We start from the raw sequence: 14,538 nt of genomic DNA, 5'->3' as shown, positions 1-14,538 counted from the left end.
AATGGAAAGAGAGTGAATCCAATGGGTCGTAAATGGAATAACATTAAAGATAAGAAAGCCGAAAAAGATAAAAATACAAGTCGTATTTATGCGAAATTTGGTACAGAAATTTATGTTGCAGCTAAAAAAGGTGAACCAGATCCGGAATCTAACTCAGCTTTAAAATTTGTATTAGAACGAGCGAAAACATATAATGTGCCAAAACATATTATCGATAAAGCAATTGATAAAGCAAAAGGTGCAGGCGGGGAAGATTATGACGAGTTACGCTACGAAGGATTTGGAGTTGGCGGAACAATGGTCATTGTAGATGCATTAACAAACAACGTTAATCGTACTGCTTCAGATGTACGCGCAGCTTTCGGAAAAAATGGAGGAAATATGGGAGTAACAGGTTCTGTTACTTATATGTTCGATTCAACAGCGGTGTTCGGTATTGAAGATAAAACAGCGGATGAAGTATTAGAAATATTATTAGAAGCAGACGTAGATGCTCGCGACGTATATGAAGAAGATGGTACAGTGATCGTTTATGCAGAGCCTGACCAATTCCATGTAGCGCAAGAGGCTTTAAAAGCAGCGGGTATTAGTGAATTTACAGTAGCTGAGTTAACAATGCTTCCGCAAACAGAAGTGACGTTAACAGGTGAAGATAAAGCGAAGTTTGAAAAAATGATCGATGCATTAGAAGATTTAGATGATGTACAACGTGTCTACCATAATGCAGATTTAGGAGAATAATTGTAAAGTTCGCTAGTTAAATAGAAAAATGAACCAGTAGCTTATTGCTGCTGGTTTTTTTGTTGAAAAGAATAAGATTTGCTTATTTAAATTGGTTTATTAATATCCATCAAAAAGGGTCGATAAGAACTTTGAGTAATTTATTTAAAGGAGCATTTATACATGAACAAAGGGAAACGGTTATCAAGACAAATCCTATCCATTATTATCGTTGTTTTTGTTTTATTATTAGGCATTTATACTTTTACAATGATGTATAATTCGAGGGAATCTGTAAAGGAAGCAGTCGGGGAACGAACAGTTGAAATCGCTAATAATATGTTGAAGTTTATCGATGTTGAACAATATAAAAAATTAGCAGAAAATCCAGAGGAAAACGATTTATATTGGGAGTTAAGAGAACAATTAAATGATTTACGTGAGATGAATGGTGTTCTCTATGCCTATACATACGCAGTTCCTGAAAAAGGAGAAGATGTGACGTTTCTAGTCGACGGTATGCCCGTAGAAGATACAGAAAATGCAGCTACTATTGGTGACGCTTCTGGATCAACCACCTATGAACATTTACAAAAAGTGTTGAAAGATGGTTCTTATCATTCCGATTTATTAAGCAGTGAATTTGGGGAATATATTTCCGGTACGATTCCAATGAAAGATAAAAATGGTGAAGTCGTTGCCTTCTTAGGTATTGATATTGATGCTTCATATGTAGATGAAGTAAGTTCAAATGTGATGATGGGAATCGTCCCAAAAATTGGAGTTATTTTTTTAATGATTATTTTAATCGGATTATTTATTGTTTATCGTTACGTGAATAAATCATTAAAGCCATTAGAAGTGTTAAAAGTAGCATCGGATCAATTATCCGACGGGAATTTAAAAGGTGTCAATGAAACGCTGTCTACTCTAAAGTTAAAACAACATAATGAAATTGCCATCTTTTCGAAAACATTTTCTCAAGCTTTAAACAATTTGTCCCAAACATTATTGAAAATAAATACGAAATCAAAAAATTTGGAACGGGTAGTTGTTGAATTGGAAACTGCAGCAACTCAAGTAGGACAATCGACTACGACCATTGCTTCAAGCATTATTGAAATTGCTTCGAGTAGCGACCAACAAGAAGAAAGTAATAAAGAAGTAACACAAGCGATGAATGAAATGTCTATCGGTATTCAAAGATTAGCAGATACAACTTCTGAAATTGCCGAATCATCTACCGAAATGACTCGTTTAGTCACTACTAGTGTAGAACATGCACAACAAGTTGTTTCCCAAATTCAAAACGTGGAGACATCTGTTCTGCATACTGAAAGTTATGTTCGAGAAATGGGAGAAAAATTCAATTCTATTAAAGAGATGGTATCGATTATAACAAACATTGCTGATCAAACAAATCTTCTTGCATTAAACGCGGCTATTGAAGCTGCACGAGCAGGGGAAGCGGGTAAAGGCTTTGCTGTCGTTGCCGATGAAGTACGAAAACTTGCGGAAATGTCGAAAAGCTCTGCCGATGATATTCAAAACCATCTTCAAAAATTCGTTCAAATTAGTAATAAAGCTTTAGAAGAGATGGAAAACAGCACAGAAGAAGTAAAAATGGGGAACCAGTCAGTTATGGAAATTGGGCAAATGTTAAATCAAATTTCATCCGTTGTATCCGCAGTAGACTCAAAGATACAAGATGACTCAGCCGTAATTGAACAAATGTCTGCAAGCTCAGAGGAAATTTTAGCATCTACAGAAGAGATGAATAAACTTGTATCGAATACGACTAATCAAACAAAAGAAGTGGCCGGATCAACAGACATTCAAGTAAATATGGTTGATAAACTTGAAGAAGTTGTTGCATTACTTGAATTAACTTCTAAAGAAATGATGGAGGAAATAAGTAAATTTAAAATTTAGTTTAGTGAAAAGTACATTCGATGTTTCAGAATGTACTTTTTATTTTCTACATCCTATTAATCTTAAAAATTATCAGAATAGTTGCTCTTCTGGAAGAAATCGTTAATAATAGATGATGAAGTGAATTGTGAAAAAAGAGGGGTGCAATAGGATGGTAACATTTAAAGATTATGAATATAAAAGACCAAACCTAGATGAACTAAAGAAAAACATTCGTGAACTAATCGAGCAGTTTAAAAATGCAGATTCCGTTGAAAGCCAAAGTGAAATCATTAAAAAAATTAATGCTTTCCGAAATGATTTTTCAACACAAGAAAATTTAGTATATGTACGTGCTTCAATTGATACGAATGATGAGTTTTATCAAAAGGAACGGGACTATTTAGATGAAGTTTCACCTCAATTTGAAGAACTCAAATTTGAATACTATAAAGAGCTGGTGAAATCTCCTTATAGAAAGCAATTAGAAGAAAAATGGGGGACTCAGCTATTTGCATTGGCTGAAAATCAAATTAAAGCCTTTTCCCCAGAGGTTATTGAACTAATGCAACAGGAGAACAAACTTGTTTCCGAATATAACAAGCTAGTAGCCTCTGCACAAATTGAGTTTGATGGGAAAACATTAACCCTTGCTCAATTAACACCGTATGGTGAATCAACAGATCGTGAAGTACGTAAAGAGGCAATGAAAGCAAGATTTAACTTCTTTGCAGAAAATGGGGAAAAGTTCGATGAGATTTATGATAAGTTAGTTCATCTTCGCCATAAAATTGCTACGACCCTCGGCTATAAAAATTATGTTGAGTTAGGTTATGTGAATATGGATCGTGTTGATTACGACGAAGAAATGGTTGCGAATTTCCGAGATCAAGTTCAAAAACTCATTGTACCCCTAGCGACAAAACTTTATAAAAGACAAGCAAAGCGTATTGGAATTAGCGATTTTAAATTCTATGATGAAGGATTGAACTTCCTTTCAGGGAATGCTAAACCACAAGGTGATCCTGCATGGATCGTAAAGAACGGTAAAAAAATGTATGAAGAACTTTCCACTGAAACAGGTGAATTTTTCAATTTTATGATTGACCGTGAATTAATGGATTTAGAGGCGAAAAAAGGGAAAGAAAGCGGCGGTTATTGTACATTTATCGATAATTACGATTCACCGTTCATTTTCTCTAACTTTAATGGAACTTCTGGTGATATTGATGTACTAACACACGAAGCGGGTCATGCGTTCCAAGTGTATTCTAGCCGCAATATCGGCATTCCAGAATATTTATGGCCAACTTATGAATCTGCTGAAATCCATTCCATGAGTATGGAGTTCTTTACTTGGCCATGGATGGAATTATTCTTTAAAGAAGAAACAGAAAAATATAAATTTAGCCATTTAAGTAGTGGGCTATTATTTTTACCATACGGTGTTGCAGTCGACGAATTCCAACATGTTGTTTATAAAAATCCAGCAATGACACCGGCTCAACGTAAACAGGCATGGAAGGATATTGAAGAAAAATATTTACCTCACCGCGATTACGACGGTTATGAATATTTAGAGACAGGCGGATTCTGGCAACGCCAAGGGCACATTTACGGTAGTCCATTCTATTATATTGATTATACATTAGCTCAAGTTTGTGCGTTCCAATTTTGGAAACGTTCAAGAGAAGATTTCGAAGCAGCGTGGAAAGATTATATTCACTTATGTGGCTTGGGTGGTTCCATGTCGTTTACGAAATTAGTAAAAGAAGCAGGATTAATTTCCCCATTTGAAGATGGATGTGTGGAATCGGTAATTGGTGCTATTGAGGGATATTTAAACTCTGTAGATGATGCCGCATTATAGTTTTTAAACTCTCGAAAGTAAATCTTTCGAGAGTTTTTTTGTAGTTTCTTTCGATTCCATATTATAAAATCAAATATAGTATATAATGGTTGAATAGGAAATAATGATTGATGGAACAATGTGGAAAGGGGTGAGCGTATATGACAAAAAAAGTATGGTTTCAAGTTGGTATAGGGATTATCATAGCACTTTTAATTATTAAATACGTTGTTGAAATTCATTGGATTTTTAATCCGATTTTTATCATTATTAAAACGATATTTATCCCGTTATTGTTAGGCGGTGTACTTTACTACATATCCGAACCGTTACAAAGAATTATGGAAAAAAAGGGCGCTCCAAGATGGGCGAGTATCTCTACGATTATTTTATTATTAGCAGGAATCGTAACAGGAATTCTTTTATTAATCGGTAATCCAATTTCGGAGCAGGTAAATAATTTAGTGAAAAATGCTCCTTATATAGGAGATAAAATAATGGATACAGCCGACATTGTACTAGATAACAAAGATAATTTACCTCCACAGGTAGAAAACTTTGTTGACTCCATTTCAAATTCCATTCAAGACATTGCAATGACGGGAAGTAAATATATTGTTTCTATCGTCAGTGGGACATTTTCAGCAGTGTTTACTTTAATCTTAGTACCGTTCTTTTTTATTTATATGTTAAAAGACCATGAAAAGTTTGCTCCGAATATTTATAAAATCTTTTCAGGTGAAAGACGTACATGGGTGAAAGAGACTTTATCCGATATCGACAATGTATTACGAAATTATGTTCAAGGACAAGTATTGATTAGTTTAATTTTAGCTTCGATGATGTTTATCGGATACTTAATTATCGATCTGGATTATGCGTTATTACTATCAATTTTTGCTTTCTTTATGAATATGATTCCTTTTATCGGACCATGGATATCATTAGCACCTGCCCTTGTCGTTGCCATAGTGCAAGATCCAATTTTAGTCGTTTGGGTTGGTGTAATAACTTTAGTTGCTCAACAAATTGAAAGTAACCTAATTACACCAAACATTATGGGGAAAACATTGGATGTGCATCCGTTAACGGTTATTACAATTGTTCTGGCAGCGGGTAATATTGGTGGCTTTATTTTTATTATTATTGCCATTCCAACTTATGCAGTTATTAAAGCGGTGGTAAAAAATATTTACGAAGAACGGAAAAAAATAAAAGAGGCTGCTACTAAGTCGGTATAATGAAAAAGCGATTGCATAGTAGAGATACGAAGGAGTTTATTCATGTTATCATTTGAAGAAAAACAATCTATCATTGAATCGTTTCCTGAACTAACCAAAAAGGAAATTTCATTAAAGCGATTGAACTATCATTTCGAAGAAAGCTTATACGAAAAAACGATTGTTATTGAAAAGATGCATCCGAACGGTAATGGATTTGTTTATGTTGGAGACTTGCTAAAATATGAGGAGTTGGCAAATGATAAAGGATTAGTCAACATTCGCGATTTTGATGAAAAATCTTTACGGGAAATTATTCGTGACTCAATAAACTACTTATCGGAAGAGACCGATATACCAATTGAGGAAACATGGGTTTCCCGTGACGGTACCATTTTAAAACTAATCCACGATCAATGGAATTGGGATATTTACCATCAAAATAATTTAGAAGAATCCTTTGGAACGCGAGAAGCAGCAGTGAATTATTTACATGATGAAGGATTTGTCTTGAAAAAATAAAAGGGGAAACAGAATGAGCGGAAAAAAAGTAGCCATTTATTTTGTTGCATTTATCGTAGTAATTTGTTTATTAATTGTCATCGCGATGCAAATATTTTTTGCAACATATGAACCGAAAAAAGATACGACAATTAATGAGACTTCCTTAATAACACCAGTTAATAAGGAAGAAATTAGCCGATTATAAAATCATAAAAGAGCTGGAGAAGGATAAACTTCTTAGCTCTTTTTTTAATGCAAAATAAAAACCAAACGAAAACTTTCGTTTGGTTATAGTATGATTTTTAGAAGAATAGGTTGAGGATAAGGAAGAAAATCCCGGCCATAACCGCAGAAATTGGCATTGTAATAATCCAAGTCAGAACGATTTTACGAGCAACTCCCCATTTTACACCTTTAACCCGTTGTGCAGATCCAACCCCCATAATTGCAGAAGAAATTACGTGAGTCGTTGAAACTGGTAAATGAATCAGTGTTGCACCGAAAATAACGGATGCAGAAGCTAAATCTGCCGCAGCCCCGTTTACAGGGCGGATTTTCATAATTTTACCCCCAACGGTTTTGATGATTTTATAACCACCAACTGAAGTACCAAGACCCATTGCAATTGCACAGGCAATTCGTACCCATTCTTGCACTTCATCTGTTGATTGTAAGCCGGCAGCAATTAAAGCCATCGTAATAATACCCATTGCTTTTTGAGCATCGTTTGTACCGTGAGTAAAAGATTGAATAGCCGCTGTAAAAATTTGTACTGTACGGAACCCTTTATTCGTTCGATAAAGGTTGAAATTTTTAAAAATGACTTTAAATGCAGACATAAAGATAAATCCTATAGCTAAAGCAAGAAATGGTGAAGCGATTAAACCGACAATGATACTTGAAAAACCATTGTAATTTAATATTCCAAATCCAGCTGCCGCAATTGCTGCACCGGCAATAGAACCGATTAATGTATGGGAAGAACTTGATGGTATACCGAAGTACCAAGTTAATAAGTTCCAAGTAATAGCAGATAATAAAGCAGCCAAAATAACGACTGTACCAGTTGTATCATCTGGCGTAACGTTCAATGAAAAGGGATCAACGATATCTTTTGCAATGGCTTTTGCCACTCCAACGAAAGTAATTGCCCCAATAAAGTTCATAATAGCAGCCATTAATACAGCAACCCGTGGAGGTAATGCACGAGTTGATACGGATGTGGCGATTGCGTTAGCTGTATCATGGAAACCGTTTATAAAGTCGAAAGCTAAAGCGAAGATTACGACTAATATTGTAAGTATTAATATAGTATCCATTTATAAAATCTCCTGATCCTACGCGTTACGCATAATAATTGTTTCTAATGTATTCGCTACATCTTGAGTAGAGTCAGCGATTTCTTCTAGTTGATCATAGATGTCGCGCATTTTAATTAGACGGATTGGATCCTTTTCATTTAAAAACAGTTGCTTTGTAGAAGAACGTGAAATTTCATCACATTCGCGTTCATAATCCTTAATTAGGATAATATGTTTACGCATCGCAACTAAGTCCTTTTTATTTAAAAGATCTGTTGCTGAAACGATTTCATCTGCACTTTTTGAAATATAGTCTAAGAATTTTTTCATCGATTCATCGATTTCAGTAAATGAAAACATTTCGAAATGGGCGATACAATGCTCCGCTCCATCGAGTACATCATCCATTTTGTTGGCTAATGCTAAAATATCTTCACGTTCAATTGGTGTCATGAAAGATTTGTTTAACATCACGATTAACTCATGGATTAATTTATCGCCATCCGTTTCATACTTCTTCATTCGAACGCTAAGTTCTTTTAAATCAGCAATAGAATTAATTTTAAATTCTCTTGCGTAATGAACAGCCTCTCTCATATTTTCCGCTATCTTGTGTAAAGATAAGAAAAATGGATCTGATTTTTTTGGACTAAACATGGAAATGCCCCCTGGTATATGTGCAAATTTTTAATAGTTAATGTAAAACCTAAATAATCATAACAAAATTTTTAAAAAATCTATACACCTTAAATGTTTCATTTCACAAATTTTACATTGCTGTAACATAAAAAGGTTCACAAATAGAAAAGCAAGTACATTACAGTGTAGATAATTCTCCTACTATAATATACTTGCCCATTAATTTGATTTTATGAAGTGTTCCAATTAAAAATATTGCTGAAGTTCCTTTTGTAGAAATGGTTCTGCAGATAAAAACTGAATAAACGAATTGTAGCGTTCGCGTTGTTCTAATGTTGGTTTTTTCCCGGTTAAGTAAGCACGAATTAATATGTTTTTTGGTGTATGTTCAATATCAATAAATTCCAAAAGTTGTGTATCGTAACCGACTAAGGTTAAAATTTCCGCACGAATAGAGTCAGTTGCAAGGGAAGCAAAACGTTCTTTGACTAACCCGTGTTGCGTCATTATATCTAAAGCGGGTGCATGAAGTTGTCTGTTTAATTCATGCTGGCAGCATGGAACGCTTAAAATTACCTTAGCTCCCCACTTTACTGCACGTGCCAAGGCCATATCCGTTGCAACGTCGCAAGCATGTAAAGTGACAACCATATCGACGGCATTTTCCTCATTATAATCATTAATATCACCAACTAAAAATTCAAGCTGATCATAATGCAGATCATGAGCAATTCGATTACATTCCTCTATAACTTCTTTCTTCAAATCTAAGCCAGTTACCCGAATATCCAATCCCTTCTCGATCTTTAAATAATGATATAAGGCAAAGGTTAAATAGGACTTCCCTGAGCCAAAGTCGAGAATTCGAATTTGTCGGCCTTTGGGCAAATGTTGTAAAGAATCATCGATAAACTCTACAAAACGGTTAATTTGTCTGAACTTATCAAACTTTTGCTTTTTCACTTTACCATCTTCCGTTTGAACGCCAAGACGAATTAAAAAAGGATAAGGTGTTGAGTCGTCAAGTAAATATTGCTTTTTCCGATTATGGGAAAGATTAACTTGTTTTGCATTTTCGAGTTTTTCCACTTTCCAAAGCACCTTATTTTTTTTCGACAATTGGACTTGTATTTTTTCATCCGTAAATTGGGCGTGGATTTGACGAAATTGCTGTAAAAGTATTTCGAAGGAGTCAGAAAATTTTTCTAATAAAACATTTTCATGTTTTAATATACGTTCATATTGATATTCCAACTGAATATGGTATTGCCCTTTCAGTTCTATTGGTTTTAGTTTTACACGTTTTAACTCATTTGATTTTTGCCGTGGTTGGCTAAAGGTCGCATGAATAAGTTGCTTACTATGAATGCGATTTAAAAATTGTTCTTTCATTTGTTCAAAATCCATTTGAATCAGCCTCTACTTTTAAATTGTTGAAAATAGTTTAACATAGCTGTATTAGTTAGTGTTAAATTCAAGATTTCAATTCCTAATAAGGTGCTTTAAACTAAATAATAACAACAGTATATTGAAAATTTTATTTTTTAAAAAAACTTACATACAATTATTATGAAGTATGATAAATTATAAGCAAATAATAGTGTTCTAGAATACGCGGTTATTTTCTATTATTCGACACTATTTTCAAAAATGTTTTGTATTAAGGGGGATGGATTATGTCAGATCATGCATTTCAATTGTTAGCGATCGTTATTTATATGCTAGCGATGATTATTATTGGTTGGTACGCCTATAAAAGAACAACGAATTTAAATGATTATATGTTAGGCGGACGTGATTTAGGTCCAGCTGTTACGGCATTAAGTGCTGGAGCAGCAGACATGTCTGGATGGCTACTAATGGGGTTACCTGGTGCAATCTATACGGCAGGTTTAGTAGAAGCATGGATTGCAATTGGATTAACAGTGGGAGCTTGGTTAAACTGGTATTTTGTTGCACCACGTCTACGGGTTTATACACAAGTTTCAAAAAATTCCATTACGATTCCTAGTTTTTTAGATAACCGTCTTCGTGATAAGACGAAATTAATTCGTATAGTTTCAGGTATTGTTATTTTAGTATTCTTCACGTTTTATGTATCTTCAGGTATGGTATCTGGCGGTAAATTTTTTGAAAGTTCCTTTGGTTTTGACTACCATACAGGTTTATTAGTAGTAGCACTGGTTACAGTTGGCTATACGTTATTTGGCGGATTTTTAGCAGTTAGTTACACAGACTTTTTACAAGGTCTGATTATGTTTTTAGCTTTAGTTTTAGTACCAACAATTGGTTTGTTTTTCACTGGGGGAATTGGCGAAACAATCAACTCCATTCAATCGGTGAAACCAGAGCATTTTAATTTGTTTGCTTCAACGGCTACAGCAGCTGGAGTTATTTCTTCTGTTGCGTGGGGGCTAGGTTACTTTGGGCAACCGCATATTATTGTACGATTCATGGCCATCAAATCGGTAAAAGAAACAAAACAAGCCCGTCGTATCGGAATCGGTTGGATGATCTTAAGTTTATTTGGTGCAATTGGTACTGCGTTAGTCGGATTAGCCTACTTCCAACAAAATGGTGGAAAAATTGAGGATCCTGAAACAATTTTTATTGTCATGGGGCAAATTTTATTCCATCCATTTATTGCTGGTATTATGCTAGCTGCCATATTAGCTGCAATTATGAGTACGATTTCTTCCCAATTAATTGTGACATCCTCTGCACTAGTGGAAGATATGTATAAAGCGTTATTTAAAAAGGATGCGACGGATAAACATTATGTATTGGCTGGTCGCTTAGCGGTTCTTGTGGTTTCCGTTGTTGCTGCGATATTAGGATGGAACCCTAACAGTTCCATTTTAGATTTAGTTGGATTTGCATGGGCTGGATTTGGTGCAGCCTTTGGACCAACCATTTTACTCGCTTTATATTGGAGAAAACTAACAAATGTTGGTGCACTAACAGGTATGGTAGTAGGTGCTGTTGTTGCCTTTGTATGGGGGCAAAATGAAGTGCTATCTAGTAGGCTGTATGAAATTGTACCTGGTTTTGCTATTAATCTTATTTTAGCGGTCATCATCAGTTTAATTACTTATAAACGAAATGATGAAATTGAACAAGAGTTTGATGAAACTTTAAATCTTTTACATTCAGAAAAAGAGAAACAATAAAATTTTAAAAGACCTATAACAATCGATGTTATAGGTCTTTTCTTATGTAAAATGGGATATAATGTATGATACGATTGTGGAAAATACCCTACTTTTTACAGGGAGGAATCTTTAGTGACGAATATGCAACAGATTGAAACAATTATTGAAAAGGCCGTTTTAGTTGGCGTTAATTTACAAAATGATCCCAATTTCCATTACTCAATGGAAGAGTTAGCCAGTTTAGCTGAGGCTCTTGATGTGACTGTAATGGGAACGGTCACACAAAATTTAGAACGTATAAATCCATCCCATTATGTAGGAACTGGAAAAATTGAGGAAATAAAAAGTTTTATAGAAGAGTTAGACGGAAATTTAGTTATTTTTAATGATGAACTTTCCCCATCACAAATTAGAAATTTGGAGCATGATTTAGAATGTAAAGTCATTGATCGTACGATGCTTATTTTAGATATTTTTGATCGCCGCGCAAAAACAAGGGAAGCGCAAATGCAAGTAGAATTAGCTCAGCTTCAATATATGTTGCCAAGACTAGTAGGCCTTCATGCTTCATTATCTCGTCAAGGTGGTGGTACGGGTGGAGGTTTTAGAAACCGTGGTGCTGGAGAAACGAAATTAGAGTTGGATCGACGGAAAATCGAAGATCAAATTTCAAAGCTTCGAAAAGAACTTGAAGGTGTAAAAGAACAAAGGGAAACCCAAAGGAAAAAAAGAAGGAAAAATGAAATTCCAGTCGTTTCTTTAGTCGGGTATACGAATGCTGGAAAATCAACCATAATGAACCGTCTATTGAAGAAAATTGGACAAGAAGACAATAAACAAGTTTTGGAAAAAAATATGTTATTTGCAACTTTAGATACTTCTGTTCGAAATATTGAATTGCCAGATAAAAAGACATTTTTATTAACGGATACGGTTGGATTTGTTAGTAAATTACCCCATCATCTAGTAAAGGCGTTCCGTTCCACTTTGGAGGAGGCAAGGGAAGCCGACTTATTATTACATGTAGTAGATGTATCCAATGAGCAGTATCGGTTTATGATGGATGTAACGAACAAAACATTGAACGAAGTCGATGTAGAGGACATTCCGACTATTTATGTATATAACAAATCGGATATTGCAAACGTAAAATATCCATTAGTAAGTGGTGACAATATTTGGATTTCCGCCCAGGAAGATAGTGGTTTAGACGAATTAATCGAAATGATCAAACAACATATTTTTTCTCATTATGTTGAATGTGAAATGATGATTCCTTTTGATCGGGGAGATGTTGTTTCGTACTTAAATGCCAATGCACAAGTGAAAGAAACAGAATATGAAGAACACGGAACAAGGCTAGTAGTTGAATTAAAAGAGTCTGATATGAAAAAGTACGAAAACTTTGTAATAAAATAATGAAATTGGGTAACGATGTATTTGTCGTTGCCTATTTTTTATGAATAAAAAATTATTCTTATATATCAATAAGAACCCTATGAATTACAGTTCTTAAGGAAAAATGATAGAAAATAAAGAAGAAATTGAAATTTCGAACTTTTTTATAATATATTGAAAAAACATTCATTTTGTTTTAAGGTAATAAAACGAGTTTTCAGACTGCGATTTTAATAATCTAAATTGTTTGAAAATATAAAAATATTAACGGAAGAGGGATTTCTTTATGTATAGTAAAGACGAAATTGTCAAATCCGTTCCTCAAAAAGGATTTTTTGGTCAACCAAAGGGTTTATTCACTCTATTCTTTACTGAATTTTGGGAAAGATTCTCATATTATGGAATGCGCGCCATTCTTATACTTTATATGTATTATGAATTACATGATGGTGGATTAGGGTTAGATCGAGGAACAGCGAACTCTATAATGGCTCTATATGGGTCTTTAATTTATATGTCTGGTATTATTGGCGGTTGGTTTGCTGACCGAGTTTGGGGAACACGTAAGACTGTATTTTACGGTGGAATATTAATTATGATCGGCCATATTGTATTGGCGTTACCGTTTGGTCTTACTGCTTTACTCATTTCGATGGCATTTATTATTGCCGGTACGGGTTTATTAAAATCGAATGTCTCAACGATTGTTGGAGATATGTATGCTGAGGGTGATAATCGCCGTGACTCAGGATTTAGCATTTTCTATATGGGTATTAATATGGGGGCATTTATTGCACCGTTAATTATTGGTACAGTTGGGGAAGAATATAATTTCCATTTAGGATTTGGTTTAGCTGCTGTAGGTATGTTCATTGGTTTAATCGTTTTCTTTGTCACACAAAAGAAATTTTTAGGATTAGCGGGTCTTGAAGTACCAAACCCATTAACAGAGCAAGAGAAAAAGAAAACGATTCGTAATGTGATCATTGCCATTATTGCTATTTTAATTGCCGGGTTCATTTTAAATGCGACTGGTAATTTAACAATGGCTGTGTTCAGTTTAATTATTACAACACTTGGTATATTAATTCCAACAGCGTTCTTTATTGTTATGTATCGTAGTCCAAAAACGACGAAAGATGAAAAATCTCGAGTATTAGCTTACATTCCTTTATTTATTGCTGCGGTTATGTTCTGGGCTATTCAAGAACAAGGAGCAACAATTTTAGCAACTTATGCGGATACTCGTACAGATTTAACTGTGGGAAGCTTTGAAATCCCAGCGTCTTGGTTCCAATCCCTTAACCCATTATTCATTATTATCTTTGCACCAATCTTTGCTTGGATATGGTTAAAACTTGGTAATCGTCAGCCTTCTACTCCGAAGAAATTTGCTATTTCATTATTCTTTGCAGGTTTATCATTCTTAGTAATGATTATTCCAGCGAAAATGTCTGGTGGCACGGAACTTGTTAGCCCTTGGTGGTTAGTTCTATCCTTCTTCCTTGTTGTAGTAGGGGAGTTATTATTATCTCCAGTCGGTTTATCAGCGACTACTAAATTGGCACCAGCAGCATTCGCAGCTCAAACAATGTCTTTATGGTTCTTAACTAGTGCGGCTGCCCAAGCGATTAATGCGCAACTTGTTCGTGTTTATGAAGCAGTAACAGAAATTACGTACTTCGGAACACTTGGTGCATTATCTATCTTCTTAGGTCTTCTATTATTAGTATTAACACCTATCATTGCCAAGGCGATGCGCGGGGTAAATTAATATAAAAGAGGTGTGATTTATTCACACTTCTTTTTTTTTATTTCTTCAGGAAAAATTGACACCTTTTACA

The 14,538-nt window shown here is 34.7% G+C and carries 12 protein-coding genes; 9 read left to right on the top strand and 3 right to left on the bottom strand.

Annotated elements, in window-relative coordinates; genetic code table 11:
• Positions 1 to 21 precede the first annotated feature (21 nt).
• From H9636_RS07720 to H9636_RS07695, 6 genes are all read left to right on the top strand, one after another.
• On the top strand, positions 22 to 741 hold the full coding sequence (locus H9636_RS07720; RefSeq protein ID WP_191707043.1) for a YebC/PmpR family DNA-binding transcriptional regulator: 720 nt from the start codon (positions 22 to 24) through the stop codon (positions 739 to 741).
• Positions 742 to 903: 162 nt separating this feature from the next.
• Positions 904 to 2,652 carry a methyl-accepting chemotaxis protein gene (locus H9636_RS07715; RefSeq protein ID WP_191707042.1) on the top strand — a complete coding sequence of 583 codons (1,749 nt, stop codon included), beginning with the start codon at positions 904 to 906 and terminating at the stop codon, positions 2,650 to 2,652.
• 151 nt (positions 2,653 to 2,803) lie between these two features.
• Positions 2,804 to 4,501, top strand: coding sequence for a M3 family oligoendopeptidase (locus tag H9636_RS07710; protein WP_191707041.1), 1,698 nt, complete (start codon positions 2,804 to 2,806; stop codon positions 4,499 to 4,501).
• A 140-nt stretch (positions 4,502 to 4,641) separates the two neighbouring features.
• Positions 4,642 to 5,721, top strand: a complete 1,080-nt coding sequence (locus H9636_RS07705) for an AI-2E family transporter (protein WP_191707040.1) — start codon at positions 4,642 to 4,644, stop codon at positions 5,719 to 5,721.
• A 42-nt stretch (positions 5,722 to 5,763) separates the two neighbouring features.
• On the top strand, positions 5,764 to 6,222 hold the full coding sequence (locus H9636_RS07700) for a hypothetical protein (protein WP_191707039.1): 459 nt from the start codon (positions 5,764 to 5,766) through the stop codon (positions 6,220 to 6,222).
• Positions 6,223 to 6,235: 13 nt separating this feature from the next.
• Positions 6,236 to 6,409, top strand: a complete 174-nt coding sequence (locus tag H9636_RS07695; RefSeq protein ID WP_191707038.1) for a hypothetical protein — start codon at positions 6,236 to 6,238, stop codon at positions 6,407 to 6,409.
• Positions 6,410 to 6,506: 97 nt separating this feature from the next.
• Here H9636_RS07695 and H9636_RS07690 read toward each other — a convergent pair whose 3' ends face one another.
• The 3 genes from H9636_RS07690 to H9636_RS07680 form a co-directional block, all read right to left on the bottom strand.
• On the bottom strand, positions 6,507 to 7,523 hold the full coding sequence (locus H9636_RS07690; protein ID WP_191707037.1) for an inorganic phosphate transporter: 1,017 nt from the start codon (positions 7,521 to 7,523) through the stop codon (positions 6,507 to 6,509).
• An 18-nt stretch (positions 7,524 to 7,541) separates the two neighbouring features.
• Positions 7,542 to 8,162 (bottom strand): DUF47 domain-containing protein, encoded by a 621-nt coding sequence (locus H9636_RS07685; RefSeq protein ID WP_191707036.1) that lies wholly within the window; start codon positions 8,160 to 8,162, stop codon positions 7,542 to 7,544.
• A 228-nt stretch (positions 8,163 to 8,390) separates the two neighbouring features.
• Complete coding sequence (locus H9636_RS07680; RefSeq protein WP_191707035.1) at positions 8,391 to 9,551, bottom strand: class I SAM-dependent methyltransferase; 1,161 nt, start codon at positions 9,549 to 9,551, stop codon at positions 8,391 to 8,393.
• 269 nt (positions 9,552 to 9,820) lie between these two features.
• Here H9636_RS07680 and putP point away from each other — a divergent pair, with 269 nt between their 5' ends.
• The 3 genes from putP (at position 9,821) to H9636_RS07665 (ending at position 14,468) form a co-directional block, all read left to right on the top strand.
• Positions 9,821 to 11,314, top strand: a complete 1,494-nt coding sequence (putP, locus tag H9636_RS07675) for a sodium/proline symporter PutP (protein ID WP_191707034.1) — start codon at positions 9,821 to 9,823, stop codon at positions 11,312 to 11,314.
• 123 nt (positions 11,315 to 11,437) lie between these two features.
• The gene (gene hflX, locus H9636_RS07670) at positions 11,438 to 12,715 is read left to right on the top strand and encodes a GTPase HflX (protein WP_191707082.1); all 1,278 of its coding nucleotides are present in this window, start codon (positions 11,438 to 11,440) and stop codon (positions 12,713 to 12,715) included.
• Between the two features lie 265 nt (positions 12,716 to 12,980).
• On the top strand, positions 12,981 to 14,468 hold the full coding sequence (locus H9636_RS07665; protein ID WP_191707033.1) for a peptide MFS transporter: 1,488 nt from the start codon (positions 12,981 to 12,983) through the stop codon (positions 14,466 to 14,468).
• Positions 14,469 to 14,538: the final 70 nt, after the last annotated feature.

Origin of the sequence: Ureibacillus galli, assembly GCF_014836845.1 — a bacterium.
GTDB classification, from domain to species: Bacteria; Bacillota; Bacilli; order Bacillales_A; family Planococcaceae; genus Ureibacillus; species Ureibacillus galli.
Note: the sequence above shows the minus strand (reverse complement) of the source record. Positions and strands in the feature narration are given on the sequence as shown.